Below are 26,796 nucleotides of genomic sequence, written 5' to 3' on the forward strand. Positions count from 1 at the left end.
GATGTGTTCAGTACGCATTCACTTGAGTGTTCCTAAACTCCCTGTCATCCATGCAGGTTTCCGGGAGGACGCTTATGATTCGCATTACGGGGCTTCTGGCACTGGCTGGCCTTGCGGCCTGTTCGACGCCGGGGATCGATTACGCCGCGCGCGTCGTCCCGCCGAACACCGCTGCTGTCGAGACGCGCACGGTGGATGTCGGCCGCTTCGATGGACCGGGCGGAAACTGGTATGCTGGACGCTTCGAGGAAATGCTGGCCAGCGCGACCTTTGACGGCAAGCCCTGGTTCCGCATGGCGCGTTATAGCGATGGCTATGTCCCCGATGGCCAGCGGGCGGGGATCTATGAAGGGCGCATCGACATTGTCGATTATCGCGCCGAGGAATACTCCCAATGGGTCACGAAATGCGTCGAGTGGGACGGGCTGTTCGACTGCGAACATCGTGCGGAGGTCGAGGAAATCTGCCTTCGCGAGGACCTGCAGGTCTCCGTCACCCCGCGTCTGATCGAGTATGGCACCGGGCAGATCCTGTTCCAGGAAACCTATTTTGGCGACGCGTCGAATGAGAGCTGCGATGAAGGCTACTGGCATGGGCGGCGCGGCAGCCATGCTGGCGGCGGCGGGTATCTCTACGGTCTGCTGGGCGGTGTGTCGCCGCCTCGCGGCATGGTCCTCGATGCGCTGGCCGACACGATTTACGAAGTGCGCGGTGACATTGCGCCCAGCAATACGACACGGCGCGCCGTGTTCGTCGAAGAAGCGATCGACCCGGTCGTGCGGGCCGATCCGCGCTTCGAGCAGGCCGTGAAAGCCGGGCCGAAATCACCGGATTTCTCCTGTTATGTCTGGGAGGACATGAAGGCTGAATATCCCGACTCGCCAGCCGTGTCGCACAATCTCGGCGCCTGTCTTGAGGCGCGGGGCGACTTTGTCGCGGCTCACGGCATGTATGCCGAGGCGGCCGAGCAGTCGGCAGCGATATCCGGTACGGGCCAGCCGGACGAACCGTTCCGCAAGGCGCTGTCGCGTATGTCCTACTACCGCACCGGCCTGCAGCTCATCGACCGGCTGACCGAGCCCGACCGTGGCTGGCAGCCTGTGCCGGGCGGCGAGAGCCTGCCGGGGGGCGAGCTGCCGGAGGGCGAGTTGGACGGCGCCCCGGCCGACGACGAGGCCGGCAGCTAGTCGTTCGGGCGGCCTAGCCGCTGAGCCCGGTCACGGCCATCGCATAGCCGGCACAGGCGGCCGCGAAAAAACAGGCTGTGACGATACCGGCGCGGACAGCAATCCTGGTTATGTCGATTGTCCTCCTGGGCAGGACCGGTCCGCGTTGGCGCCGGTCATGATCAGGAGTTGAACGCGGCAGACCCGATCAGGTTTCCCGCTTCGCCGCGTCTATTTCCTTGCGCAGCTTTTCCAGACGCGCCGTCTCGGCCTGCCGCTCCGCCTTGGTGCGGCCGAATTTTGCCCGGTTCTCGACGGCCTGCTGCTCCTTGCGGGCTTTGGCCTTTGCCTTGCGGGCCTTGTTGAGATTGATCGGCTGGTCGCTCACGCTGGACCCTCAGTCCTCGTGCGTGTCGCGCCACTGCTCCATGGCGAGCGAAATGGCGAAGGTCTCACGGTATTTCGGGCTGGAGGCCGGCCTCGGGGCACGGGCCGATGTCAGCGCCATGATCTCGGCCAGCTTGTTGTGCGCAGCACCGGCCTGTCCGGCGCCGATATAGGCATGCAGCTCGACCAGTGCGGAGGAGAGCGGGTCATGCGCTCGGATCACGAAGTATGGTTCGTCTTCTGCCAGTTTCTCGATGACGTCGAATTCGGACGGATTGGCTTTCGAGCCGATGGGCGCCTTGGACATGGGGATCAGCCTTTCGAATCAGGATGTTTGCTGACCGAAAGCCTAGATAGACTCGCGCGCGGCGTCACCTGAGGGGGATCACTTAGTGCCCGCTGCCGAAGGCGCCGGTGCGGACCGAATAATCCACGGCGAGACCATAGTCCGGGTCATCGTCGCTATCGACCATGAGCTGGCCGGCCCGGTTGAGCAGCTTGTGGCAGTCGCGCGAGAGGTGACGCAGGCGCAGCGTCTTGCCGAGCGCTTCGTACTTCGCGGCCAGGTCCTCGATGGCCTGCAGGGCCGACTGGTCGACCACGCGCGAGCGCATGAAGTCGACGATGACAATGTCCGGGTCGGTCTCCGGGTGGAACAGCTCGGCAAAGCCGTCGGTCGAGCCGAAGAAGAGCGGGCCCTCGATCTCGTAGACATGCGCGCCGGGCGTGCGGATCGAGTCGCGCTCGATGATGCGGATGCGCCGCGCATTGCTCCAGGCATAGGCGAGCGCCGAGACGATCACGCCGACGACGACGGCGGTGGCGAGGTCGTAGGCGACCGTCACGCCGGTCACCAGAACGATGACGAGCGCATCGGTCAGCGGAATGCGCGTCATGATGCGCAGGCTGTTCCATGCGAAGGTGCCGATCACGACCATGAACATGACCCCGACCAGCGCCGCCAGCGGAATCTGCTCGATGAGGCTGGAGCCGACCATGATGAAGGCAAGCAGGAAAAGCGCCGCCGACAGGCCGGACAGGCGTGTGCGCCCGCCCGATTTCACATTGATCATCGACTGGCCGATCATCGCGCAGCCGCCCATGCCGCCGAAGAAGCCGGTGACGAGGTTGGCGGTGCCCTGCGCGATGCATTCCTGGCTCGCGCCGCCGCGCCTGTTGGTCATCTCGCCGACCAGGTTCAGCGTCAGAAGGCTTTCGATGAGGCCGATGGCGGCCAGGATCAGCGCGTAGGGGAAGATGATTTCCAGCGTTTCGAGATTGAGCGGCACCATCGGAATGTGGAAGGCCGGCAATCCGCCCTCGATGGACGCCAGGTCACCCACGCGTGGCACTTCGAGGCCGAAAGCGATGACGATGCCGGCCACGATCGCGATGCCGGCCAGCGGAGCGGGTACGGCTTTGGTGAGCTTCGGCATGCCCCAGATGATTGCCATGGTCAGCGCGACGAGGCCGAGCATCAGGATAAGCGGCAGGCCCGTCATCCATTCCCCGCCCGCCATGCCATGGCCGGAGGCTTCGGCCGTGCCGGGCACCTGGAACTGGCTCAGCTGGGCCAGGAAGATCACGATGGCGAGGCCATTCACGAAACCGAGCATCACCGGGTGTGGCACAAGCCGGATGAACTTGCCGAGCTTGAAGATGCCAGCGCCCAGCTGGAGGATGCCCATCAGAACGACCGTTGCGAACAGGTATTCCACGCCATGCTGGGCGACCAGCGACACCATGACGACGGCCAGCGCTCCGGTTGCCCCGGAGATCATGCCGGGCCGTCCGCCGATGGCCGCCGTGATCAGCCCGACAATGAAGGCCGCATAGAGCCCGACAAGCGGGTGCACGCCAGCCACGAAGGCGAAGGCCACCGCTTCCGGCACGAGCGCCAGCGCCACGGTGAGACCCGCCAGCAGCTCGGTCTTGATCCGGCCGGGCGTGAACTTGGCGAGGTTCGCCTGCGAAAAATTCTGCGCGCCAAGGCGATCTGCAAAAGCAGCGAATGAGGATTTGCTTGTCACGGGGAGGGCTTCAGTCTGCTGAGAGGATAATTGATTGAGCCGCTATGGCGGTCTTCATGCTGCGGTGCAACACGAGGACCGCCAAAATGACTGAATTTTCTTTCTGGTGCCGCCTAACTAGAGGCGACGATGCCGCCGTCACACGGAATGGTGTGGCCGGAAATGTAGGCGCCGGCACGGGACGACAGGAACATGGCAAGGCCGGCAATATCCTGCGGTGTGCCCACGCGTCCCGAGGGATTGCGCTCTGCGACGGAATCCCAGTCGACGCCTTCGGTCTTGCCGCCAAAGCCGACCCCGGTCGACAGCATCCAGGTCGGGAAGGGACCGGGCGCAATGCCGTTGACGAGGATATGCTCGCCGACATGCTGGGCCGCCATGAAGCGGGTGAGGTGGATCACCGCCGCCTTGGACGTGCCATAGGCATAGCCGCTGAAGGGCGAGGTGTGCATGCCGTCGATCGAGGCGATGTTGATCACGCGGGCCGGGTCGTCTGCGCTGGCGGATTTGCGCAGGAGCGGGACCAGTTTCTGGAACAGGAAGAAGATGCCTTTGACATTCACGTCCATCACCTTGTCCCAGCCGCTTTCCGGGAACTCTTCCAGCGTCGCGCCCCAGGCGACGCCTGCATTGTTGATCAGGACATCGACCTTGTCCTCGCGCTTGGCGATCTCGTCGGCCAGGTGCTGGATGCCGACCATTTGCCCGACATCTGACGGGATCGCATAGATCTCGCCGCCATACTCGCCCTTGAGACGTTCGACGGTTTCCTCGCAGGCCTTCTCCTTTCGCGAGGAGATGATCACCTTCGCACCATTGGCGAGGTATCCGGCCGCGAGCATCTCACCGATCCCCCGCGATCCGCCCGTGATGACGACTGTCTTGCCCCTCACCGAGAAGAGATTGCTGAAATCATTGCTCATGGCGCGTCCTCCGCTTTTGTTTCACTGGTGAAGCGTTTAGGCGGTGCGGTGACGCATGGGCAACCCAAAAAATTTTCGCGGACGATCAGCAGGACTGAGGTTCAAGGGACGGCTAATCCTTCTCCTCGATCCAGAAGATGAAGCCGGTTGTTTCATTGAAGGCGATGATGCCGGTATCGAATGTGGAGTCCGTTAGCCCGATCCACATCCAGGCATTATCGGGCGTGAAGGCAGGCGTGTGCGCCTCGAAATCGCTGTGGCGCGAATTGGACCAGAACTGCGCGTCCGGTCCCAGCTCGCCGAGCATGGCATCCATTTCGCGGGCAAGGCCTTCGCGGTAGCGGCGCTCGCCATAGGCCAGCGACTCCTTCTGCACATAGGCCAGAACGCGCGCGGCTGTCCGGCGGCTGATCTGGAAGAAATCCTCAATGGACTGCGGCGAGTAGCCAGCCTTGCGGGCGATTTCCACCACACGCTCTGACGGGCCTACGGCGCCGATATCGCCCAGCCAGCAGCTGACCGCGCTCTGACGTTTGTTTCGAAATTTCTTGGCGAATGCGGCAAGCTGCTTCATCCGGGCCCTAGGTCCCGAAGAAGAGTCGGGAGAGCGCGCGCTGAATGGCGTACTCATCATCGAGCAATGAGCCAATCTGTGTTTCGAGCGCCCTTGCCCTGATGCTTGCCATCAGATGGATGCCAACAAGGAAGGCCTCGCCGTTCAGATTGACGCGAGGCGTTATGACCTCGATCGGCTTGGCGGCTGAGGCTGGATAAAGCGGCGCGGCGAGGACAAAGTCGCCTGTGTCGATTCCGGGGTATTGAAGGACCACGACGGGCGGGCGCCCCTCACCGATATGGAAAACGGCCAGGTGGCTCAAAAGGCCCGCAGCCCATCGGACCAGAGCCCTTCGCGGTCCACGAGGTCATTCCAGCTCTCGATCGCTTCCCGATTTTCTTCGGAGAAGCGTTTCATGCGCTCGGTTTTGACCGCCCGCTCGACCGCGGCGCGGGCGATTTCGGCGGGGTCGAGGCCGTAGGACGCGGCTTCTTCGAGGAGGGCGGGATGGAGATCTAGCGTATCCCGCCCAAAGGTGGCGCGATCTTCCGCCATTCCCCGAGCTCGGCTCGACAGGACCTTTTCGACAGCAGCATGCGCTGATGCCCGCAGACTGCCTGTCGCTCCCGACATGAAACTATATAGCGTTGTCGGTGCAAGGCCGGCGCTCTCTGCGATTCCCGAAACCGGCTGTTTCGAGGCCCTAATGGCGTCGCGAAGGTTCTCCGGAGACATCATCTACGGAAATTACGTAATCTCGTAGATGATGTCAAACTGAAATCACCCCGGCGAGATCATCTTCGACGGGTCGACAATCGCGTCGAAATCCTCTTCGGGGATGCCGTCCTTGATGGCTTCTTCCTTCAGCGTTGTGCCGTTCTTGTGGGCGGTCTTGGCGATCTTGGCGGCGCGGTCATAGCCGTACTTTTCCTTCAGCGGCGTGACCAGCATCAGTGAGTTCTTGAGGCCTCGCTCGATATTGTCGAGGCGCGGTTCGATGCCGACGACGCAATTGTCGGTGAAGCTGACGGCAGCGTCTGCGAGCAGGCGGACCGACTGCAGGAAATTGTAGGCCATCATCGGGTTGAAGACGTTGAGCTCGAAATGGCCCTGTGAGCCTGCAAACCCAATAGCGGCATTGTTGCCGTGGATGTGGGCGCAGACCTGCGTGAGCGCCTCGCACTGGGTCGGGTTGACCTTGCCCGGCATGATCGAGCTGCCTGGCTCGTTTTCCGGCAGGGCCAGCTCTCCAAGTCCGGAGCGCGGGCCGGAGCCGAGGAAACGGATATCGTTCGCGATCTTGAAGCAGGACATGGCGACCGTCGCGATGGCGCCATGCGTGAAGACCATGGCGTCATGGGCGGCCAGCGCCTCGAACTTGTTCGGCGCGGTCTTGAAATCGAGGCCCGTGATCGCGGCAATCTTCTTCGCCACCAGGTCGTCGAAGCCGACCGGCGAGGCGAGGCCCGTGCCGACCGCCGTGCCGCCCTGGGCCAGCTCCATCAGCTTCGGCAGGGTCAGTTCGATCCGCTCGATGCCATTGGCGAGCTGCTGGGCATAGCCGGAGAATTCCTGGCCGAGCGTGACCGGCGTTGCGTCCTGGGTGTGGGTGCGGCCGATCTTGATGATGTCGGCCCATGCCTTCGCCTTCTGGTCGAGCGCGCCGTGCAGCTTCTTCAGGGCCGGAACCAGCCGGTGGGTGACCTCTTCGGCGCAGGCAATGTGCATCGCGGTCGGGAACGTATCGTTCGAGCTTTGCGACATGTTGCAGTGATCGTTCGGGTGCACCGGCTTCTTGGTGCCAAGCTCTCCGCCGAGGATCTCGATGGCGCGATTGGAGATCACCTCATTGGCGTTCATGTTCGACTGGGTGCCCGAGCCCGTCTGCCAGACCACCAGCGGGAAGTGGTCGGTCAGCTTGCCTTCGATAACTTCCTCGGCGGCCTGGATGATCGCTTCGCCAAGCTTCGGGTCGAGCTTGCCGAGTTCCATGTTCGCCTGGGCGGCGGCCTTCTTGACGATGCCGAGCGCGCGGACGACGGGCTCGGGCTGCTTTTCCCAGCCGATCTTGAAGTTGCCAAGCGAGCGCTCAGCCTGCGCACCCCAATACTTGTCGCCCGCGACCTCGATCTCGCCCATCGTGTCGGTTTCAATGCGAGGCTTCGGCTCCTTGTCGCCAAAAATGCCCATTGGTCGGCTCCTTCATGTTCGGTAGAATTCGTTTCTTGTGCGCGCTTTAGCATGCGGGCAGAGCAGCGCAAATGCGGCCTTTGCGCGGTCGCCTATTCGTCGACGACAGGCACTTCCACCCGGACCAGTACGCGCACATGGTCGGCAAGCGCCAGGTTCGGCGCTTCGCGCGTTTCCTTGGCGATGCGGCTGTCGTAAATGTCGTAATTGCTGACAATGGCGTGCTCGACCGTCGAGGTGCGGGCATAGGCGATCTGGTCCCCGGCCTGCTGCGCAAAGGCGATGATCTCGAGGCTCGCGCCATCGCAATCGGTCCCGATCCGGTCGACCACGCTGAACAGGGCCTGTTCGGCCTCTTCGGTTAGCATCGCGCTGTCCGGGGCAAAGGCGAGATCGGCCTCGGCGCAGGTCTCCATGACGGTGTCGCCCGTCTCGTAGCCCGTGATGTCACCGGACGGCCCGCAGGCACCCAGCCAGGCTGCCATGGCAAGTGTGAGCGCTGCTGCGCGCAAAGGATACATACCGCCTCCGGGGTTTGCTGGCTTCCGCTTGTCGCAGCAATTCGCCGCCATGTGCAAGAGCCGCAGCCCTTCTCCCTTGTCTCGTGCCCGCACGCTCTATCTATTGGGCGGAACCAGCCGACAGGATGACAGATACTATGCCGGACGCGAGCGACAATATGGGCGGAAGCGTGCCCGTTCATGCCCCGAATGGTCACCCGGCCGTATCCGGAGGCAAGACGGGCGTGCTGCTTGTCAATCTCGGCACGCCGGATGGCACCGATTACGCGTCGATGCGCCGCTACCTGTCGGAATTCCTGTCCGACCGCCGCGTGATCGAACTCAACCCGCTTCTCTGGCAGCCGATCCTGCAAGGCCCGATCCTGACCTTTCGCCCATCCAAATCGGGTGCAGCCTACAAGAAGATCTGGATGGAGGATGGCTCGCCGCTGCTGGTCTATACCCGCGCTCAGGCGAAGAAGCTTGCCGAGCGGATCGGCAGCGAGCAGCTGCTTGTCGACTTCGCCATGAATTACGGCAATCCCTCCATCGCCTCCAAGGTCGACCGGCTGGTGCGCGAGGGCTGTACGCGGATCATGGTGCTGGCGCTCTATCCGCAATACTCGGCCACGACGACGGCCAGTGTCTATGACCGCACCTTCGATGCCTTGAAGAAACTGCGCTGGCAGCCGGCCCTGCGCACAGCCGACGCGTTCCATGACCATCCGGCTTACATCAAGGCGCTGGCTGGCTCGATCAAGGATCACCTGGACGGGCTCGACTTTACGCCAGACCGGGTGCTGATGAGCTATCATGGCATCCCGAAATCCTATTTCGACAAGGGCGACCCGTATCATTGCCACTGCCACAAGACGACGCGCCTGGTCGCCGAGGCGCTGGGCTGGGAAGACGGGTTCGCGATGACAACCTTCCAGAGCCGGTTCGGCCCGCAGGCCTGGCTCCAGCCCTATACCGACAAGACGCTGGAAGCGCTGCCGGAAGAGGGCGTGAAGAAACTCGTCGTAGTCTCTCCGGCCTTCATTTCGGACTGCCTGGAAACGCTCGAAGAGATCGCCATGGAAGGCCGCGACCAGTTCATGGAGGCTGGCGGGACGCACTATTCGATCGTGCCGTGCCTGAATGACAGCGAGCGGGCGATCGACTTGCTGGAAACGCTGGTCAAGCAGCAGCTGGCCGGGTGGATCGACCAGGCCTGAACGGCGCGGGAGGTTCCGGCACAACGCGCCTTGCGCTAGGATGACAGCATGGACGCCTATTTCGAAACCATCGCGCAGACGCCGGTCCTGATCACGCTCGCCGCCGTGGCGCTGGTCGCCTACTGGTTCGGCAAAGCTTCGGGCGGGCCTGCGCCGGACAGGGCGCAGGAGCAGGCTGACATCGCCCGGGCCACCCGATCGCTGACAGCAAACCAGAAGATGCAGATCGACGCGGCGATCGATGCGCGCAGGAAAATCGAGGCGATCCGCATCATGCGAGGGGCCACCGGCCTCGGCCTCAAGCAGTCCAAGGAAGCCGTGGACGCCCGTATCCGCGAACGCGACCTGACAGACAAGGCCTGAGGCGGATTTGGACGGCTGGATCAAGAACGGCAAGGTTCGCGCGCGCATCACTGAGGATGGCGCGCTGGAGGTGCGCTGTTTCGGCCTGACGACGCAGGCGAAATACTACAAGCCGCTGCTGAAGGAGTTCTTCCGTAAGGACTTCACCCCGCTGCGCCCGGGCTATGGCGACTATGCCGTCCACATCGTCATGGAATATACCGGCGATCCGCCCTGGATGGATCTGGACAATCTCGCCAAGGCGCTGCTCGACAGCGTGACGGGCAATGCCTTTGCCGACGACCACCAGGTTGCCCGCCTGCTGGTCGAGCGCCGCGTCGGCGATCGCGAGGGCATCTATATGCGCGTCGAAGCAATGGATTGAATTTACGGCTCTTTCTGAAAGTTCTGGAAAGGCGGCTGCGAAAGACTATCCTGCGTTACGACAAATAAGGGGAGGGCTTTCGCCATGTCGTCGACAGAGCCAGTTATGATCTCTCAGGAAATGATGTACCTGTTCGGATCGGTCGTGATCCTGCTGGTTGTCCTGTTCGTGCAGTCGGTAACGACGGTTCTTGCCAACGGATTGCGATGGGGGCTCGGCCCGCGCGACGTGCCCGCCAAGGACGATCTTTTTGCCGGCCGGGCCAAGCGGACCGTGCAGAACCATATGGAAGGGCTCGCCCTGTTCGGGTTTGCCATCCTCATCATTGAGATGAGCGGCCTGAACTCCGACCTTAGCAAAACCGGCGCAGCGCTGTTCTTCTGGGCACGCCTCGCCTATGCGCCGGCCTACCTTCTCGGCATTCCAACCGTCCGCACCCTGATCTGGGCCGTCTCGCTCGTCGGTATCCTGATCGAGCTCTATGTGATCGCAGCAACGGGCCTTTAGGAAAGGCGGATGCGGGTCTGGAGCGGGCCTGCGCCATTCGTGTTTGACGGTGCGATCATGTCGGCAGGCAGCTGGCGGCCGAGCGGGCTGATCGAGGCCATCATCACATGCGCCGTGGTGTCGAATTCGCGATAGTCGCAGGTCAGCTCGACACCCGCCGGGATGTCCATCAGGGCATAGCCAGCATCAATGCCGGAGAAGTCGGTATTCGGCGTCTCGCTATGGTTCATGTAGCGCCCTTCATCGCCGTCCAGGATGCAGACGGAGGTGTCATAGGGCGGGATGTAGGTGTAGCGCTTCAGGAAATCCGACAGCCGCTCATCGGAATCGGAAAAGCTGTCGAGCGAGATCATCCGGTCGATGCGCGGGTCGAAGCGCCAGATGAGCTGGCCGCGTTTGATGGATTCACGGGCGTAAACGCCGAGGCCTTCGATTTCGGAGGCGGCGAGGTAGCAGGGCACCAGCATCATGGCCGGGCAGGCTCCTGAAAGGCCGGGTCGCCGCCCGGAAGTGGATCAGGGTTTTGCCCGCGCTGGCGTCGCGCAATTGAGCTAGATGCTCTCTATTCAGGAATATTCAAGTTAAATGTTTGGAGAGGGCCGCTTCAGGAAAAATGCACCGCGTTCCTGCGGCTTGGCCTTCGGTGGGAGAGCAAACGGGCTGGTCGCGTTCAGAACCGCCTGAACGGTTTCGGGGCCGCCGTCGCGGTGGCGGTGGCGACGAGCTTGCCGTCCGGGTTCAGGCAGCGGGCTTCGGAAAAGCAGACGGTCTTGCCGAATTTCAGGATTTGCGCCTCGACCCGCGCCGGCCCGACGAAGAGCGGGGCGAGGTAGGAGACTTTCATCTCCAGCGTCGGGGCCGTCATGGTAACGTTGGAGGCAATGATGATGGCGGTCGAAATCGCTTCGTCGAGCATCGCTGCGATAAAGCCACCCTGGATGGCGCCGGTCGGATTGGCGAAGCTCTCATCGGCCACGAAATCGACGACGATACGCTGCTCGTCCTGGTTCACCTCGACAAGGTGCATGCCAAGCGTATCCGAACAGGCCGGACGCTTCTTTGAGTTCTGGAAACGCGCCAGCATCTCGGCGTCGCTGAGGCGCGGCTTTTCCTGACGGGTCTCTGCCAAGACTATTTCCGGCGGAACGCGTCGATATTGACCACCGTCCCGGCGCCCTGGTCACCCGATGCACGCTTGGCCTCTTCCGGCTGATGCGCGGGCTCATCGGCGGCGGCCGGCGCCACCACGTCCTGGCCGGTCGCCTTGTCGCTACGCTCGAAGGACAGGCCGAAATTGACGGACGGATCAACGAAACGGGTCATGGCCGCGAACGGAATGGACAGGTGCTGTGGCACGCCGTTGAATTTCAGAATCACCTCGAAGTGGCCGTCGAAGATTTCGAGATCCCAGAACTGGTGCTGGATGACAATTGTCATCTCGTCGGGGAATCGCTCGACCAGATGCTCGGCCATCTTCACGCCCGGCGCCTTCGTCCGGAACGTGATATAGAAGTGGTGTTCGCCCGGTGCCGTCTTGTTGCGCGCAGTCTCGCGCAGTGCTTCACGCACGACGCCGCGCATGGCCGCCTGGGTCAAAGCTTCATAGCCAATGTAGTCTGTCATTCAGCCCATTCCCTTTCCCGAGACCCTTTTAAGGCCTGCGCGTCAGCATTCAACACGCTTCATTCATCAAGCGATCCCCGCGGACCACGTTCGCGCCACTGCGTGTATGGCCAAATTGTTCGTTGCCGCGTCCCATTGGCAACGCCTGCCATATTACAGTAGGGGCGCTGGCTCGCCTAGCCTTCTTTCATGGATGCATCGGTTTTATCCCGCCTGCGGGTCGATGTTACCCCTGTGATGATGCCAATTCCGGCAAGGATGACCGATCCTATGGCAATCCATTGCCCGGAAACGCCGAGCGCAAAGGCGCCCCAGGCCAGTCCGGCGATCAGGATGGCATAGCCGATGGCGAAAATTGTGAAGGATGACATGGTCTTTCTCCTGGTTTGGCAGGAGAACGCCGGGCCGGGCGGGCTGTTCCGGCGGCAAATGATTGTCCGATGCGGGAAATAAGGTGGAGGCTTCTGTTGCCAGGCGCCTCCGGGCCCCGCCTGAGGCGCTGAAGCCCCAGGAGTTAAGTTCGGTTCACTTACCGACCGCTTACGCGGCCATCAGTTCACCTTCAGCAAAGTTGTCATTGGCAACTATGTTGAGATGAGCTTCTAACGGAGCTCGGCCGGGCGAAAGCATCGTCTTTACACGTCCGTCGATCCTGTTTCGGCCCCATACCAGTCCGCCCAATGACCGGAGGATGTTTGGTGGAGCCGCCGGGTACCGCCCCCGGGTCCGAACCGCTTATTACACGCGCGTTTATCGCCATAGTCCCCGAGGGGACATCATGGATATAGGCGCTTTGGTCCGCCTCATAAAGGGGGGTCAGCTTGTCAGGCGCAGATCGGAAATCGACGTGGCGATCGACTGGTAGGCATCGATCAGTTGCTGGCCGTCTTCCGGGGTGAAGAAGTTCTCTTCGCCGCTCGCGCAATATTTCAGCACCTCGCGTCCGCCCGACGGTGCCTGGAAGGCGACAGAATAGATGACGATGTCCTGGCGCTTGATCTCGTCGCAGAGCTGTTTGGCCTGCCAGCTGGACGAGCCGTTGTCATAGTCGCCGACCGTGTTGAAATCACCATCCGTCATCAGGATCAGCGCCTTGGCGCTGTCGGGCTCGTCATAGGGCAGCGGCGCGGAGTCCGTTGGCAGCAGCGAGGTCCAGTTCGGTGAGATCATGTACCAGCCCCAGGCCACACCGAGATGGCCTGCCGTGTAGCCGCCAGCGCTGAGGGCGTCGATATAATCGTCCAGGGGCTGTTCATCGCTGGTCAGCTCCAGCGGCGCGGCGCCGCTGCAATCATTGCGCTGATTGTATCCCGCGGCCATCAGGTACTGTCCTGAGCCGGGCAGCGCATCGGTGAAGGCTTCGTCGCCGCCGCGTTCGAAGACGCACGTTGTGGTGTAGTTACGCGTGCGCCAGGTGTTCCAGTAATGGCTCCAATAGGTATCGGTCCGGTTCGGCGACTCGCCCGTCACGGCCTCGAAGTAGCTGCCGGCATTGAAGGCGCCATTATAGGCGACCATGGACAGCCGGATATCGTCTTCCTGTCCCGCCGGAGGATTGTCCGGTAGCAGCGTGTCGACCGCATCGTGGGCAGCGGCCTTCAGGTCTTCGATCCGCGAGCCCCCCATGGATCCGGATACGTCAAACACGAAAGCAACGTCCACCTTGCCGATGCCATAGGTCGTCGCGGTGGTGATTTCGAAGCTCATCTGCTCGACCCCGGCAATCGCCGAAAGGGTCGTGCTCATCGAGCAGCTGGTTGTTCCTACCACATCGGTCTGGTCGATAACGACTTCAGGGCTTTCGCAGGTCAGGAATGAATCGGTGTTGGCCAGGGCGGCCAGGAAGTAGTTTTGTACCAGCGATTTGACCTCTGCCTGGCCGGTCCCTTCGCGCAGGGCCCGCGTGCCCGCGATGACGGCAGAATCGAGATTGTACTGCGCCTTGTTCTTCTTGGTGGTGAGCATCTGGAAGTCGATGGCAAAGCCGGTGACGAGCGCAATCGGGATCACCGACAGGGCCAGCAGGATCGCCATCTGCCCGCGATCCACCGACGGGAGACTGCGCAGCCGCTGACCGCCACGGCTGAGCATGCCGGCGAAGCGTGACATTTCTGGCTTGGTCCTTATCCGGACGGACATTGCAAGACCCCTTCTTCCCTCTTCCGAGGACAGGATCATCTTGGCTGATCGCGCCTTGACACTGCATTGAACCGGGCACGCAAATTGCGAAGAGCCGGGCAGGGGCTGATTAACCCTGACCGGCTCCTGCATCGTTCTTGTATGCTTAGAAGGAGATGCGCAGGTCCGAAATGGAGGTTGCGATGGCGTTGTAGCTTTCCATCAGTTCCTGGCCGTTTTCGGCGTTGAAGTAGAATTCGGGGCCCGAGGCGCAGTAGCTCAGCACGTCCTTGCCAGCCTGAGGGGCCTGGAACGCGACCGTGTAGATGATGACATCGTCTTCCTTGATCGCGTCGCACAAATTCTTGGCCTGCTTGGTCGAGTTGCCCTGTCCGCCGAAGAATTGCGAGTTGAACTCCCCGTCAGTCATGACGATCATCGCCTTGGTCACGTCGGGCTCGCTCTGGCTGAGCGGCTCGCCATTGCCGGTGAAGATGTCGCCCCATTCCTCGCTGATCAGGTACCAGCCCCAGGCAACGCCCTGGTGACCGGCCGTGCCGCCGCTCGCATAAAGATTATCGATATATTTTTCGATCTGCGTGGCGTTGTGGCTGAGCGGAAAGGGTTCAATGTTAAGGCAGTCGCCATCGCCATTATCGTACCAGCGCTCACGATTTTTATTCCAGTAGAGGTGGCTTGCGGCCAGGAAGGCGCTGGTGTTGGCGCTGCTCGACTGGGCATTGTATTCGCCCGACCCGAGTTCGGACACGCGGTCCTTATTGTCGATTTGTTCGGGCTGCGCATTGTCGAAGGCGTGGTCGCCACCGCGTTCGTAGACACAGGTCGAGCTGATCTTCTTGCGCTCGTTCTTGGTGGTCTCGACCTGGACCCAATCCTCTTCGGTATAGGTCCCGTACTCCCATTCGCACTGGTAATCCCAGTCCTTGCAGTTGCCGCTGCGGCCTGCATAGCGCGTGCAAACATAGTCGCATTCGCGGTACCAGCCTTCCTTTTCGACTTCCTGTTTTTCCCATTCGGTCGTCGTGACGTCTTCGGAGTGCCAGCGGTTCTTTTTCAGGCCGGTGACTTCCTCGAAATAGGGACCGGCATTGACCATGCTGTTATAGGCGACCATGGCGATGCGTACGTCGCCATCGCTGGAGGAGCCCGGTTCCGGCAGGAGCGTCTCTGCGGCGGCCTTGGCAGCTTCCTTGAGGTCGTAGATGCGGCCCCAGGAGTTCATTGAACCTGACACGTCAAAGACGAACGAGACATCGACCCGGCCCGTGCCGTAGGTCGCAACGCTCGTCGTGTTGATCTGGACCTTGGTGCGGCCGATCAGGTTCATCAGCGTGGTTGGCTGGTAGCAGGTGACATTGCCTGTGATTTCTTCCGGCGCCGAAAAGTCGATCACGAGCGTATCGCAGGTCAAATCCTCGTTCTCGTTCGACATGATGGCCGCGAAATAATCGCGGGAATGCTTGGTGACGGCTTTCTGGTCGCTGGTGGACTGCATCATCCGCGCACCCGCCAGGACGGCAGAGTCGACAGCATACTGGATCTTGTCCTTTTTCGAGAAGGCGAGCTGAGCGTCGATAGCGAAGCCGGCCACGATCAGCATTGGGATCAGGGCGAGCGCGAAGATCATGGCGACGTTTCCGCGCTCATTTCGGCGGAAAGAGGTGGTGACTGGCAACAGTTTCGGCATTTTTTTGGCTCCGGCCACGGCGTATGTTCGATGTCGTGTCAATACAGCAACGGGGTTTAGGCCGAATTTGAGCGGGGCCGGTAAGTTCGCGGTTTTGGTTTAGAGTGCGTTAAGATGTCGGAAGCTGTGCAATGCTTGCCGGGGGTGCTGGACACACGCGCAAGACTCGGCAAATCTTCAACCCGACATGCGCCAATATCACGATCTCCTTCAGGACGTCCTCGACAACGGCGTCGCGCGCGGCGACCGGACGGGGACCGGCACGCTCGGCGTGTTCGGCCGCCAGATGCGGTTCGACCTGTCCGATGGTTTTCCGCTGCTCACGACGAAGAAGCTTCATCTTCGCTCCATCATCCACGAGCTGCTCTGGTTCCTGAGGGGCGACACCAATATCGCCTATCTGAAAGAGAACGGCGTCTCCATCTGGGATGAGTGGGCCGACGAGAATGGCGACCTTGGCCCGGTCTATGGCAAGCAATGGCGCTCATGGGCGGCCCCGGACGGGCGCACGATCGACCAGATCGAATGGGTGCTGAACGAAATAAAGACCAACCCGAATTCGCGCCGCCTCGTCGTCTCGGCCTGGAATCCGGCTGACGTCAACGAGATGGCGCTGCCGCCCTGCCACTGCCTGTTCCAGTTCTTTGTCGCTGACGGAAAGCTCTCCTGCCAGCTCTACCAGCGCTCGGCGGACATCTTCCTCGGCGTGCCGTTCAATATTGCGTCTTATGCGCTGCTGACGATGATGATGGCCCGCGCCACAGGTCTCCAGCCGGGCGAGTTCGTTCATACGCTCGGCGACGCGCACCTTTACTCAAACCATATCGAGCAGGCCAAACTGCAGCTCACGCGGGAGCCGTTTTCGCCGCCGAAAATGATCCTCAACCCGGAGAAGACCGATCTCTTCTCATGGACGTATGAGGATTTCGAACTCGTTGGCTATCAGGCCCACAAGCACATCAAGGCGCCCGTGGCGGTCTGATTCACCATTTAGTCCTTCAGCTGCGTCCAGGCCGTCCAGGCATCGGCGGCATACATCAGCGACGGGCCGCCACCCATGTAAACGCACACGCCAAGTGTATCGGCGACTTCCTGATCGCTCGCGCCAAGCTTTTTCAGCGCTTTCGTGTGAAAGCCGATACAGGCATCGCACTGCTTGGCGACGCCGATGGCAAGCGCAATGAGTTCCTTGGTCTTGTGATCGATCGCGCCGTCGGCATTGGCCGCTTTCGATAGCCCGCTGAAGGCGGAAAGCGTATCGCCGGCCATGTCGCGCAGGCCGGCAAGGCCCTCATTGACGCCGTCGGTGATTGCCTTGAAGTCCTTTTTACCCGTTGCCATCAGCCGAGTCCCTTTCTTCCATCTGGTCTGCCGCCGATCTCACCGGGAGACCATGCGGCTGACCATAAGGGACATTACGGGGCCCGGCAGGTGGCGGGCGGCTGGCAGGGCCTAGCGTGGGGCCATCCGGATCGCGCCATCGAGACGGAAATTGTGACCGTTGAGATAGGTGTTGCTGGCGATCTCCACGGCCAGCGAACCGAACTCGTCCGGCTTGCCGAGGCGTTTGGGGAACGGCACCGACGCGGCGAGACTGTCCAGCACCTTCTGCGGGGCGCCGAGCATCAGCGGGGTGGCGAAAATGCCTGGCATGATCGAGTTGACGCGGATGCCGATATCCATGAGGTCCCGCGCCATGGGCAGCACCAGCCCGTTCACGCCCGCCTTGCACGAGCCGTAGATGACCTGGCCGATCTGCGCGTCCTGGGCCGCAACAGACGCCGTCAGCGTGATGCAGCCGCGTTCGCCATCATCATTAAGCGGTTCGGAGTTCGCCATGCCGAGCGCCGACATGGACGCGATGCGGTAGGACGAGACAAGAATGCCTTGCGCGCCGCGGTCATACATCTCGGTCGGCGTGCGCTTGTACTTCATCGTCTCCTTGTCGAAGGACAGCGTCTTGCCGCGCCCGGATGTCATCGCGCAATGAACGGTGACCCGCTCCTGGCCATGCGCTGCCCGGGCTTTCTCGAACCCGGCCTCGCAGGAGTCCTCGTCGAGAATGTTCACATTGCAGAAGATGCCGCCGATGGATTTGGCGACCTCTTCGCCCTTGTCTTCCTGGATGTCGAAAATGGCGACCTTGACGCCCTTGGCGGCGAGCGCTTCGGCCGTTGCCCGGCCGAGGCCGGATGCGCCGCCGGTCACGATGGCAGGTGTGTCTGATCCGAGTTTCATGAAGTGTCCTCCCTGTATGGCTTTGTCCATGATTAGGCGTCGGCCGTGCAGGACGGAAGCACTGTCGCCGCGTTAATCGGCGACGGCCGGTTTCGGCTCTGGCGTGAAGCCATCATCGTCGTAGGGGTCGATATCGCCGGCTTTCTCGCGCTGGCGGATCATGTAGGAGATGATGACCGCCCCGATCATCTTGCCGACGACGAAGACGATCCAGTTGGCCAGGTGAAGCATGTTGCCCGGCTCGTCGCCGAGTTTCATCTGGCGGGCGAGGTCGGCGCCATAGAGGAAAATCGTCGTATCCACCGGCGCGGCAACGGCGCTCGACAGGATGATCCGGGTCGAAAGCCGGTATCGGGTGAAGGTGAAGATCAACCAGTCCGTGATCTCGGAAATGGCGAAGGCAATTCCGGACGCCAGCGCGATGACAGGCCAGGCGTAGTAGAACGACCAGGCAATCGCGAGGGCCATCACAATGAGGACCCGGTGACCCATCTGGCGTTGGACAAAGTCGCGGAAGACAAAAACCAGGCCCGTCACGACCGTTAGCGGGTGAAGCTCGATCCCACGCTCGAACATCTCGCCGGGCGGCGCCAAAGTAAAGCTGTCCACGACGCCGAAAGACCAGTTCAGAAAGGGGATGGTTGCGAAGTACAGGAAGGCCCAAAACCTGCCGCGGAAGTAGTATATCAGGGAAAACGTTGCGGTAAGTCCCAATAGTACTGGGAAAAGGTTTTCCGGCTGACTATTTGTTATGGCGTTAAGCAGGCTGTTCCAGGCATCCATCATGGGTTGAATCTTTGTTTGACTGTAATAGTTGCTGTTGATTGGGCCTTGAAGACCAGCTTAAAGTCTTGCGCTTGATCCAGGTTAAAGCGCGGCAGAAGCCGACGCAACGCACGAGGAATTTAGATGGAAGAACCGGTCAAACTGTCAATGATTGTCGCGCGGGCGCGCAATGGGATCATTGGCAAGAATGGAGGTCTTCCATGGAAGCTGTCCGACGATCTCGCCCTGTTCAAGCAGACCACAATCGGCAAGCCGATCATCATGGGGCGCCACACCTGGGAAAGCTTGCCAAAGCGGCCGCTACCCGGGCGGCAGAACATCATCATCACGCGTGACTGGGAATATGCCGCCGAGGGCGCGCGGGTCTATTCCAATCTCAATGCCGCCATCAACTCGGCCAAGGCCATTGCGGCCCGCAATGGCGAGCAGGAAGTCTTCATCATTGGCGGTCAGTCGCTCTATGAGCGGGCGCTGCCCATGGCCGATATCCTGTATATCAGCGAGATCGATGCCGATGTGGACGGCGACGTGTCGTTTCCCGAGTTTGACGAGTCGCAGTTCCGCGAAGTCGCGACGAAATCCTTCGAGAAAAGTGAGCGGAACGATCACGCCTTCAAATTGCGTGTACTTGAGCGAATACGCTCGTAACTTTCCCCGACGGACCGGCTTGAACGCCGGCCTGCCGCGCAGCACGCTAAGTCGAGAAAAGACTGAGCGGAGGGAAGATCGCCATGGAATTCGAAGTCATCGCCGAGGGGTTGCGGTTTCCGGAAGGGCCGGTCGTCATGTCCGACGGCTCGGTTATCGTGGTCGAGATCGAGAGCAGGAAGATCACGCGTTGCTGGGCAGGCGGCAAGAAAGAGGTGATCGCGGAGCCAGGCGGCGGGCCGAATGGCCTTGCGATCGGGCCGGATGGCGCGCTCTGGTGCACGAATAACGGCGGTTTCGTCTATCATGAGCGCGATGGCCTGCTGATCCCGGGCCATGCCCCGGACGACTATTCCGGCGGACGCATCGAGCGGATCGACCTGTCTTCCGGAAAGGTCGAGGTGGTGGCGACCCATTGCGCTGACCGGCCGCTGATGGGGCCGAACGATCTCGTCTTCGACAAGGCCGGGAACCTCTATTTCACCGACCTCGGCAAGACCTATTCCACCCATCGCGATACAGGCGGCATCTACTTCATGGCGGCTGGCTCCGACGTGGTGCAGGAGCTCGACTACAATCACATCTCGCCAAACGGTATCGGCCTGTCGCCGGATGAGAAGACGGTCTATTTCGCCGACACGATGACGGCCCGCGTCTGGGCCTACGACCTGGAAAGCCCGGGCGTTGCAAAGCAGGCGACACCCTTCACCAAGGGCCGGCTTGTCACGGGCATGTCCGACCTTCGTTATTTCGACAGCCTCGCCATCTCGGCAGCCGGCAATGTCTGCGTTGCCACGATCCTGCAGGGCGGCATCACCACGGTGAAGCCGGATGGCAGCCACAGCCACATCGCCTTTCCGGACCCCTTCGTGACCAATATCGCCTTTGGCGGGGAGGACATGATGGACGCTTATGTGACCCTGTCGGGCACGGGCAAGCTCATCAAATGCCGCTGGCCGGAACCGGGTCTGAAGCTGAATTTCAACGCCTAGTCCGGCGTCTGCCGGCGAGGGCCGCGCCTGATCAGTCCTCGAAGATGATCTTCGGCGGGGCCTTGGTCTGAAGGCTGTCAAGATTGAGCGCGACCGCGCGGGCGATCTCGTGGAAGAGGCCCGCCGAGACGCCGTCACCGATCGCGGCAGGCTGACCGATGTCGCCGCCCTCGCGGATCTCGTTCAGGATCGGCAGCTGGCCAAGCAGAGGCAGGCCGAGCGCATCGGCGGTTTTCTGCCCGCCGCCTTCACCCATCAGGTAGTGGCGGTTGCCGGCCGGGTCCTCGAACCAGCTCATCGTCTCGATCACGCCAAGCACCGGCACGGCCGTCTTCGCGAACATGGCCGCGCCGCGGCGCACATCGGCGAGGGCGACCTCCTGCGGCGTCGTCACCAGCACGGCGGCCGTCACCGGGACGCGCTGGGCAATCGTCAGCTGCGCATCGCCCGTGCCCGGCGGCGTGTCGATGATGAGGAGGTCGAGCGGATCTTCCGGCGTGCCCCAGGCGGCATCATTCAGCATCTGCGTGATCGCCGACATGACGATCGGCCCGCGCCAGATCATCGGGGAGTCGGGGTCCGACAGATAGCCAATGGAGAGTGAGTGGATGCCGTGCGCCTTCACTGGAATGAGCTTTCCGGCCTCGTTCGAAGCCGGCTGGGCATCGCCCGTTCCCAGCATGGTGGGCGCACTCGGGCCATAGATGTCGGCATCCAGAAGGCCTGTCCTGAGGCCGAGCTTTGCGAAGGCGGCGGCAAGGTTTACCGCCACGGTCGACTTGCCGACCCCGCCCTTGGCGCTGGCGACCACCAGGATGCGCGAAATGCCCGGGACCTTGCCGGTTGCCGGCTGGCCGGGCTGGCCCTGTGAAATTGCCTCGTCAGAAAGGCGCGCGCCCTTGCGCACGCGCTGGCTGCCGGGACGTGGCGGGGCCTCTGAATGCGCGGGGGAGGGCTGACCGGGTTGGCGTTCGGCGGTCAGCATGGCCTGCGCGCTGGTTACGCCCTTCACATTCATTGCGCGTGCCTCGGCCTCGACCCGGCGGGTCTCGGCCTCATCCATATTGGCAGGGTCGGCCTCAATGATCAGCGTGACCGCGCCATCTTCCTTGATACGCAGGCCCTGCAGCCATGCCGGCTCGCCGAGTGCGCGGCGAATCGCGGTCTCAAGCTTGTCGGATTGTCGCGGCTTGCCACGAAACATGAGCGTTACTCCTTGATGCGAAGCGCTGGGGATGCACATATCTGCGCAATGCCTATATGGCCATAGACGGACAGTCATGAAGGAGGGGCAATGCCCTGGAATGAAAACAAGGACGGCGAAGGTTCGTCCAAGGGCAACGGAAGCCCGTGGGGTTCCGGCAAGAAGGGAAGCGATTCCCCCTGGTCTCGGCCAGGCGGCTCGGGAGGCCAAGGCGGCTCCGGTGGAGGCGGCGGCGGTGGTAACCGCCCCGACCTGGAAGAACAGATGCGCCGTATGCAGGAACGTTTCCGCCGAGGACGCGGTTCGGGCGGTGGCGGCGGCGGCCGTGGTGGCGGTGGCTCTGGCCTCGGCCCGTTTGGTTTTGCGGTGCTTGGCTTCGCGGCCATCATCGCCTGGCTCTTTACCGGTGTTGTGGTCGTGGACGAAGGCGAACGCGCCGCTGTCTTCCGCTTCGGCGAATGGCAGAAGAATTTCCCGCCAGGCCTGCACGTGCACCTGCCGACACCGATCGAGACGCATGAGATCATGCCGTCCGAACGCCAGCAGGTCACGCAGATCGGCAATGACAGTGACGAGCGCCTGATGCTGACCGGCGACGAGAATATCGTCGACGTCCAATTCCGCGTCTTCTGGTATTACGATGAGGAAGACCCGGAAAACTTCATCCTCAACGTGGATGATGGCGGAGAGCTGGTGAAGGCAGCAGCCGAGTCGGTGATGCGTGAAGTCGTCGGCAAGTCCAACCTGGACGACATCATCACCACAGGCCGTGCAGAGCTTCAGAACGAGGTGCGCTCGCAGCTCGAAGCCCTGCTTAACGATTATCGCGCCGGTGTGCAGATCCTCAACGTCGAGATCCAGGAAGCCCAAGCGCCGGCGCCCGTGCGTCCGGCCTTTATCGACGTGGTGAATGCCGGTCAGGATGCCGAACGCGCCGTGCAGGAAGCCAACAAGTACGCCAATGACATCATCCCGCGTGCCCGTGGTGCGGCCCAGCAGATCCTGCAGGATGCCGAAGCGTACCGCGAGCAGGTGATTGCCGATGCGACCGGTCAGGCGAACCGCTTCACGCAGATCCTGGATGAGTATCTCCAGGCACCGCAGGTGACGCGCGAACGCATGTATCTGGAGACCATGGAACGTGTCCTCAATCGCAGCGACAAGCTGATCCTCGACAGCGATTCCGGCGCAGTGCCCTACCTGCCGCTGGATGCCATGAACCGCAGAACCGGGGGGAACTAGACCATGAGATCACTTGGTATTCTCGGCCTCGTCGCCATCGTCATCGCGGTTATTGTCGCGCTGAATTCGTTCTTCATCGTGGACCAGCGCAAGCAGGTTCTCCTGCTCCAGGTGGGTGCTGCGGTTGAAGCCTATAATGAACCGGGCACCGACGAAGCGGGCCTGAAGTTCAAGATCCCGCTGATCCAGAACGTCGTCACCTATGACCGGCGCAATCTGGGCCTCAATGTCAGCGACATCGAAGCCTATGCATCGAACCAGGAACAGCTGATCGTCGATGCGTTCGTGCGCTGGCAGATCGATGACCCGCTCGCCTTCTACCAGCGTCTCGGCACCGAGCGCGAAGCGCGCGAGCAGATGCAGAACTTCACCGATGCGGCCATTCGTAACGCGCTCGCCTCTCGCCTGCCGGAAGACATCATTTCCGGCCAGCGGTCCGAGCTGATGGACGAAATCCGTGACAACCTGGCCAATAACATCTCCGGCCGGGGCATCGAGATCATCGATGTGCGTATCCGCCGGGCCGACCTGCCGGACGATGTGTCCGAGCGCGTCTTCCGCCGGATGGAAGCCACCCGGAACCAGGAAGCCGAGCAGATCCGTGCCGAGGGCGATGAACGCGCGCGTGCGGTTCGTGCCCGCGCTGAACGCGAGCGGACCGTTATCCTCGCCGAGGCGCGCCAGCAATCTGAAGAAATTCGGGGTGAAGGCGACGCCAAGCGGAACGAGATCTACGCCCAGGCCTATGAGCGTGATCCGGAATTCTTCCGCTTCCAGCGGGCCCTGATCGCCTGCGAGCAGGCCTTCACCGAAGGCACGCGGATCGTTGTCGGCCCGGACCAGCTGGGCCTCTGCAATGACTTCATCACCGAGGCGCGCGAGAATGGCCGGGTGAACCGGTAAGCCTCTGGCGGCAAGGGAGCTCATGCCATGACATGGCAGATCATCCTTGCCGCCATCGGCCTCTGGTTCGCGCTGGAAGGCATCCTCTACGCGGCCGCGCCGGAAACGATGCGGCGCATGGCAGAGTGGCTGTCACGCCTTCCGACGGAAAGCGTAAGAAGCGGGGGCATCTGGTCGGCCATTCTCGGTCTTGTCCTTTTCTATGCTGCAATCCGCCTTTTCTGACGCGTTGCGCTTTGCCCGCGAAGCGCCATAGTTGTGTGTGAACCTTCATCCGTGATCGACAATCGGAGAGCGATAATGAAACGCTACGCGGCAAGCATTCTGGCAGGTGCTGCAGGGTGTCTCCTGATGGGGTTGCCAGCGAGCGCCCAGTCCGAACGCCTGTCGCAGGCGGATAGCTCGCTGTCGGATACCTCCTCGGTCATCGACCAGAAGCAGGCGCCGGAATCCTTCTCAAGGCTTGCCAAGCGGCTGATGCCGGCCGTTGTGAATATCACGACCAGCCAGACTGTTGCGCCTGAAGGCCTGCCGGAATTTCCGGACGGCTCGCCGCTGGAGCGGTTCAACGAGTTTTTCGGGCGCGATCCGGAAGGGTTCCGCCGTGAAGGCTCGCTTGGCTCCGGCTTCGTTATTTCCGCCGATGGCACCGTCATCACCAACAATCACGTCATCGAGGATGCCGACGAGATCAATGTGGTCTTCAATTCTGGCCGCACGCTGAAGGCCGAACTGGTCGGCACCGATCCTGAAACCGATGTCGCCGTGCTCAAGGTGACCAGCGATGACCCGCTGCCCTTTGTCGATTTCGCTGACAGCGATGCGGCCGAGGTGGGCGACTGGGTGATGGCCATCGGCAACCCGTTCGGCTTTGGCGGGTCGGTCTCGGCCGGTATCATTTCAGCGCGCAACCGGGACATCCAGTCCGGGCGCTATGACGATTTCATCCAGACCGACGCGGCGATCAATCGGGGTAATTCCGGCGGTCCGCTGTTCAACCTGAATGGTGAGGTTATCGGCGTGAACACTGCGATCATTTCGCCGACGGGCGGATCGGTCGGTCTCGGCTTCTCGATCCCGTCAAATCTGGTCAGCTCCGTTGCCGGCCAGATTCTCGAATATGGCCATCCGCGGCGCGGCTGGTTCGGCGTCAACGTCCAGGGCATCGACCAGGGCATTGCCGACGCCTATGGCGTGAAGGAGCCCAAGGGCGTCATTATCACCTCGATCGATGATGGCGGTCCGGCTGCGAAGGCCGACTTCGAAGTCGGCGACCTCGTCCTGAGCTTCGATGGCAAGATGGTCGAGAATGTGCGCGGCCTGTCACGCGTCGTCGCCGAGACGGAAATTGGCAGCGAGGTCAGCGTCGACATCGTCCGCGACCGCAAGCGCCGAACCGTGAGCTTCACCGTTGGCGAGCTTGAGTCGAACACGGCCGAGGAAGCGCGCGAGCCGCTGCCCGAGAATGCGCTGGCGCAGAACCCGATTGGCGCCGAACTTCGCGAGATCGATGACGATGCGCGCCGGCGCTATGGCATAGCGCGCGATGTCGCCGGGGTGCTCGTCAACTCGGTTGCCGCGAACGGGCCGAGCTTTGGAAAACTGCGCAAGGGTGACGTCATCACGGAGATGGCTTTTGAGCGGATTTCGTCTCTCGAAGACGCCTATGAAATCCTCGGACCGGACTCCACACCGCCCGGCGAGAATCTGCTCATACGCGTCTGGCGCGGTGGTCAGACAATGTTTTTTACTATCGAAACAAAGCGCTAAAAACTTATCCACATCGCTGGCATTAAGGGACTCTTTACGCTTTGCGCAAATCAGATTCTGATTCGCTTGAGTCAAACAGAATCTGCGCAAAGACAGGAGAATCTCGAATGGCGATGAGTGAGAGACAGTCCCTCGACCTCTGGCGTCGCGCCGTATCCTCCTATGTGCGCACCTGTGAACTCGACCTGTCGGCCCGTCAGCAGGCTATCTTCATGACGGTCGCGCTGCAGGCTGGTCCGCACACAGTCCGCGGTCTGGCCGCTGACCTCAACCTCGCCAAACCGGCCGTCACGCGCGCCATCGATACGCTGGAGAAGGCGGGCTTTGTCCGCCGCCGCCGCGACGAGAATGATCTTCGCAGCGTTTTCATCGAGCGTACGCCGGATGGTCTCGACTGGCTGCGCGATTTTGCCGGCCTGATCGCCGCGGCCGCTGCCGGCAAGGATATCGGCCAGCCTGCGCCTGTGGCCAAGTCTGCCGCTGCGTGATTATCTCGCGGCCATCATGCCAGACTATGACGATTCAAGACTGACGCCCCCAGCGGGGGAAAGCGGTACGCCCATGCAGGTGAGCGCCGGCGTCGCGGCCGTACGGGCCGAAGCGCGCGCCGACGCGGAGATGACGACGCAGGCCCTGCATGGTGAAACACTGCGGGTCTTCCATGAAGAGAGAGACTTTGCGCTCGTCCAGCTGGACCGCGACCGCTATGTCGGCTGGGTGCTCAGCGAGGCGATCTCGGCGCCCGTCCTGAAAGCCACGCACAAGGTGTCGGTGGTGCGCACCTATGTCTATTCGGAGCCCGACCTGAAATCGGCGCCGCGCTTCCTCGTTTCCATGGGTAGCCGCCTGCCTGTCACCGGACAGGAAGGCAAGTTCGTCCGGGTCGACCGGGCCGGCTGGGTGCCGGTGCAGCATGTCTCGCCCATCGACGTCTATGAGGATGACCCGGCCGGTGTTGCAGAGCGTTTCCTTCATACACCCTACCTTTGGGGCGGCTGCGAGAGCCTTGGTCTTGATTGTACCGGCCTGACGCGGGCCGCCTTCCTGGCCTGCGGCGTGATCCTGCCGCGCGACAGCGATATGCAGTTTGCCTGGTGCGGCACGGCGATTGACGACTGGAAGATGCCCGGCGCCCTGAAGCGCGGCGACCTTGTGTTCTGGAAAGGCCATGTCGGCATCATGCTCGATGGCGAGACGCTGCTGCACGACAATGCCTATCACATGGCCGCCGAGAAAGAGCCGCTGGCTGGTGCGGTCGAGCGGATCGCAAAAATATACGGCGAGCCCATAGGAGCCCGCCGTATCGATGTGTCTGCAATGAGAGGCGTCGAGCCGGACTGGCTAAAGCCGCCGGCCTAGGC

Annotated in this window: 33 protein-coding genes and 1 other RNA gene; 14 read left to right on the forward strand and 20 right to left on the reverse strand. The window is 61.9% G+C overall.

Going from position 1 to position 26,796, the window contains the following annotated elements; all coding sequences use genetic code 11:
* Positions 1-74: 74 nt before the first annotated feature.
* Complete coding sequence (locus D1227_RS05545) at positions 75-1,187, forward strand: hypothetical protein (protein ID WP_119374591.1); 1,113 nt, start codon at positions 75-77, stop codon at positions 1,185-1,187.
* Positions 1,188-1,374: 187 nt separating this feature from the next.
* On the opposite strand, the gene D1227_RS05550 is transcribed toward D1227_RS05545, so the two are convergent.
* From D1227_RS05550 to D1227_RS05590, 9 genes are all read right to left on the reverse strand, one after another.
* Positions 1,375-1,554 (reverse strand): DUF4169 family protein, encoded by a 180-nt coding sequence (locus D1227_RS05550; RefSeq protein WP_119374592.1) that lies wholly within the window; start codon positions 1,552-1,554, stop codon positions 1,375-1,377.
* Between the two features lie 9 nt (positions 1,555-1,563).
* The gene (locus tag D1227_RS05555) at positions 1,564-1,860 is read right to left on the reverse strand and encodes an aspartate decarboxylase (RefSeq protein ID WP_119374593.1); all 297 of its coding nucleotides are present in this window, start codon (positions 1,858-1,860) and stop codon (positions 1,564-1,566) included.
* Between the two features lie 82 nt (positions 1,861-1,942).
* Complete coding sequence (locus tag D1227_RS05560) at positions 1,943-3,583, reverse strand: SulP family inorganic anion transporter (protein WP_119404133.1); 1,641 nt, start codon at positions 3,581-3,583, stop codon at positions 1,943-1,945.
* Positions 3,584-3,696: 113 nt separating this feature from the next.
* Positions 3,697-4,506 carry an SDR family oxidoreductase gene (locus D1227_RS05565; protein ID WP_119404134.1) on the reverse strand — a complete coding sequence of 270 codons (810 nt, stop codon included), beginning with the start codon at positions 4,504-4,506 and terminating at the stop codon, positions 3,697-3,699.
* A gap of 112 nt (positions 4,507-4,618) precedes the next feature.
* Positions 4,619-5,080, reverse strand: coding sequence for a hypothetical protein (locus tag D1227_RS05570; RefSeq protein WP_119404135.1), 462 nt, complete (start codon positions 5,078-5,080; stop codon positions 4,619-4,621).
* A gap of 7 nt (positions 5,081-5,087) precedes the next feature.
* The gene (locus tag D1227_RS05575; RefSeq protein WP_158586570.1) at positions 5,088-5,384 is read right to left on the reverse strand and encodes a CcdB family protein; all 297 of its coding nucleotides are present in this window, start codon (positions 5,382-5,384) and stop codon (positions 5,088-5,090) included.
* On the reverse strand, positions 5,381-5,617 hold the full coding sequence (locus D1227_RS05580; protein ID WP_119404137.1) for a type II toxin-antitoxin system CcdA family antitoxin: 237 nt from the start codon (positions 5,615-5,617) through the stop codon (positions 5,381-5,383). The genes D1227_RS05575 and D1227_RS05580 overlap by 4 nt, the downstream gene beginning before the upstream one ends.
* A 225-nt stretch (positions 5,618-5,842) precedes the next feature.
* Entirely contained in the window at positions 5,843-7,252 is a 1,410-nt protein-coding gene (gene fumC, locus D1227_RS05585; RefSeq protein WP_119404138.1) for a class II fumarate hydratase, read from the reverse strand.
* Between the two features lie 92 nt (positions 7,253-7,344).
* The gene (locus tag D1227_RS05590; RefSeq protein WP_119404139.1) at positions 7,345-7,773 is read right to left on the reverse strand and encodes a hypothetical protein; all 429 of its coding nucleotides are present in this window, start codon (positions 7,771-7,773) and stop codon (positions 7,345-7,347) included.
* Positions 7,774-7,898: 125 nt separating this feature from the next.
* Here D1227_RS05590 and hemH point away from each other — a divergent pair, with 125 nt between their 5' ends.
* From hemH to D1227_RS05610, 4 genes are all read left to right on the forward strand, one after another.
* Positions 7,899-8,969, forward strand: a complete 1,071-nt coding sequence (hemH, locus tag D1227_RS05595) for a ferrochelatase (RefSeq protein WP_233349799.1) — start codon at positions 7,899-7,901, stop codon at positions 8,967-8,969.
* A gap of 48 nt (positions 8,970-9,017) precedes the next feature.
* A complete protein-coding gene (locus D1227_RS05600) occupies positions 9,018-9,332 on the forward strand; it encodes a hypothetical protein (protein WP_119404140.1) in 315 nt (104 codons plus the stop codon).
* Positions 9,333-9,339: 7 nt separating this feature from the next.
* Entirely contained in the window at positions 9,340-9,696 is a 357-nt protein-coding gene (locus D1227_RS05605; protein WP_119404141.1) for a RusA family crossover junction endodeoxyribonuclease, read from the forward strand.
* An 84-nt stretch (positions 9,697-9,780) separates the two neighbouring features.
* A complete protein-coding gene (locus tag D1227_RS05610; RefSeq protein ID WP_119374601.1) occupies positions 9,781-10,203 on the forward strand; it encodes an MAPEG family protein in 423 nt (140 codons plus the stop codon).
* Here D1227_RS05610 and D1227_RS05615 read toward each other — a convergent pair.
* The 7 genes from D1227_RS05615 to D1227_RS05645 form a co-directional block, all read right to left on the reverse strand.
* Positions 10,200-10,673, reverse strand: a complete 474-nt coding sequence (locus D1227_RS05615) for an SET domain-containing protein (protein ID WP_119404142.1) — start codon at positions 10,671-10,673, stop codon at positions 10,200-10,202. The two genes, D1227_RS05610 and D1227_RS05615, sit on opposite strands and share 4 nt — an antisense overlap.
* Positions 10,674-10,873: 200 nt before the next feature.
* Positions 10,874-11,332, reverse strand: a complete 459-nt coding sequence (locus D1227_RS05620; RefSeq protein ID WP_119374603.1) for a PaaI family thioesterase — start codon at positions 11,330-11,332, stop codon at positions 10,874-10,876.
* A 2-nt stretch (positions 11,333-11,334) separates the two neighbouring features.
* Positions 11,335-11,826, reverse strand: coding sequence for an SspB family protein (locus tag D1227_RS05625; protein ID WP_119404143.1), 492 nt, complete (start codon positions 11,824-11,826; stop codon positions 11,335-11,337).
* A 176-nt stretch (positions 11,827-12,002) separates the two neighbouring features.
* On the reverse strand, positions 12,003-12,197 hold the full coding sequence (locus D1227_RS05630) for a hypothetical protein (RefSeq protein ID WP_119404144.1): 195 nt from the start codon (positions 12,195-12,197) through the stop codon (positions 12,003-12,005).
* 82 nt (positions 12,198-12,279) lie between these two features.
* Positions 12,280-12,640: a transfer-messenger RNA gene (gene ssrA, locus D1227_RS05635) on the reverse strand.
* A gap of 2 nt (positions 12,641-12,642) precedes the next feature.
* Positions 12,643-13,935: a vWA domain-containing protein gene (locus D1227_RS05640; protein ID WP_158586571.1), complete on the reverse strand. Its 1,293-nt coding sequence runs from the start codon at positions 13,933-13,935 to the stop codon at positions 12,643-12,645.
* 175 nt (positions 13,936-14,110) lie between these two features.
* On the reverse strand, positions 14,111-15,652 hold the full coding sequence (locus D1227_RS05645; RefSeq protein WP_119374607.1) for a Tad domain-containing protein: 1,542 nt from the start codon (positions 15,650-15,652) through the stop codon (positions 14,111-14,113).
* 187 nt (positions 15,653-15,839) lie between these two features.
* Here D1227_RS05645 and D1227_RS05650 point away from each other — a divergent pair, with 187 nt between their 5' ends.
* Positions 15,840-16,634, forward strand: coding sequence for a thymidylate synthase (locus D1227_RS05650; protein WP_119404146.1), 795 nt, complete (start codon positions 15,840-15,842; stop codon positions 16,632-16,634).
* A gap of 8 nt (positions 16,635-16,642) precedes the next feature.
* On the opposite strand, the gene D1227_RS05655 is transcribed toward D1227_RS05650, so the two are convergent.
* The 3 genes from D1227_RS05655 to D1227_RS05665 form a co-directional block, all read right to left on the reverse strand.
* On the reverse strand, positions 16,643-16,993 hold the full coding sequence (locus D1227_RS05655) for a carboxymuconolactone decarboxylase family protein (RefSeq protein ID WP_119404147.1): 351 nt from the start codon (positions 16,991-16,993) through the stop codon (positions 16,643-16,645).
* Positions 16,994-17,104: 111 nt separating this feature from the next.
* The gene (locus D1227_RS05660; protein ID WP_119374609.1) at positions 17,105-17,890 is read right to left on the reverse strand and encodes an SDR family oxidoreductase; all 786 of its coding nucleotides are present in this window, start codon (positions 17,888-17,890) and stop codon (positions 17,105-17,107) included.
* Between the two features lie 72 nt (positions 17,891-17,962).
* The gene (locus D1227_RS05665) at positions 17,963-18,676 is read right to left on the reverse strand and encodes a VUT family protein (protein WP_119374610.1); all 714 of its coding nucleotides are present in this window, start codon (positions 18,674-18,676) and stop codon (positions 17,963-17,965) included.
* A gap of 123 nt (positions 18,677-18,799) precedes the next feature.
* Between D1227_RS05665 and D1227_RS05670 the strand changes: the two genes are divergently transcribed.
* Both D1227_RS05670 and D1227_RS05675 read left to right on the forward strand, forming a co-directional pair.
* Positions 18,800-19,324 (forward strand): dihydrofolate reductase, encoded by a 525-nt coding sequence (locus D1227_RS05670; protein ID WP_119404148.1) that lies wholly within the window; start codon positions 18,800-18,802, stop codon positions 19,322-19,324.
* Between the two features lie 83 nt (positions 19,325-19,407).
* Positions 19,408-20,316, forward strand: a complete 909-nt coding sequence (locus tag D1227_RS05675) for an SMP-30/gluconolactonase/LRE family protein (protein ID WP_119404149.1) — start codon at positions 19,408-19,410, stop codon at positions 20,314-20,316.
* A 31-nt stretch (positions 20,317-20,347) separates the two neighbouring features.
* Here the strand turns inward: D1227_RS05675 and D1227_RS05680 are convergent, their stop codons facing one another.
* The gene (locus D1227_RS05680) at positions 20,348-21,520 is read right to left on the reverse strand and encodes an Mrp/NBP35 family ATP-binding protein (RefSeq protein ID WP_119404150.1); all 1,173 of its coding nucleotides are present in this window, start codon (positions 21,518-21,520) and stop codon (positions 20,348-20,350) included.
* Between the two features lie 90 nt (positions 21,521-21,610).
* Between D1227_RS05680 and hflK the strand changes: the two genes are divergently transcribed.
* The 6 genes from hflK to D1227_RS05710 all read left to right on the forward strand — a co-directional run bounded on the left by hflK (position 21,611) and on the right by D1227_RS05710 (position 26,794).
* Positions 21,611-22,762: an FtsH protease activity modulator HflK gene (gene hflK, locus D1227_RS05685; RefSeq protein ID WP_119404151.1), complete on the forward strand. Its 1,152-nt coding sequence runs from the start codon at positions 21,611-21,613 to the stop codon at positions 22,760-22,762.
* A 3-nt stretch (positions 22,763-22,765) separates the two neighbouring features.
* Complete coding sequence (hflC, locus tag D1227_RS05690; protein WP_119374615.1) at positions 22,766-23,665, forward strand: protease modulator HflC; 900 nt, start codon at positions 22,766-22,768, stop codon at positions 23,663-23,665.
* A 27-nt stretch (positions 23,666-23,692) separates the two neighbouring features.
* Positions 23,693-23,890 carry a DUF2065 domain-containing protein gene (locus D1227_RS05695; protein ID WP_119374616.1) on the forward strand — a complete coding sequence of 66 codons (198 nt, stop codon included), beginning with the start codon at positions 23,693-23,695 and terminating at the stop codon, positions 23,888-23,890.
* 75 nt (positions 23,891-23,965) lie between these two features.
* Positions 23,966-25,435, forward strand: coding sequence for a Do family serine endopeptidase (locus tag D1227_RS05700; protein ID WP_119374617.1), 1,470 nt, complete (start codon positions 23,966-23,968; stop codon positions 25,433-25,435).
* Between the two features lie 113 nt (positions 25,436-25,548).
* Entirely contained in the window at positions 25,549-25,923 is a 375-nt protein-coding gene (locus tag D1227_RS05705; protein ID WP_233349795.1) for a MarR family transcriptional regulator, read from the forward strand.
* A gap of 73 nt (positions 25,924-25,996) precedes the next feature.
* A complete protein-coding gene (locus tag D1227_RS05710; RefSeq protein WP_233349793.1) occupies positions 25,997-26,794 on the forward strand; it encodes a C40 family peptidase in 798 nt (265 codons plus the stop codon).
* Positions 26,795-26,796: the final 2 nt, after the last annotated feature.

This window comes from Henriciella mobilis (genome assembly GCF_003576315.1).
Taxonomy (GTDB): Bacteria; Pseudomonadota; Alphaproteobacteria; order Caulobacterales; family Hyphomonadaceae; genus Henriciella; species Henriciella mobilis.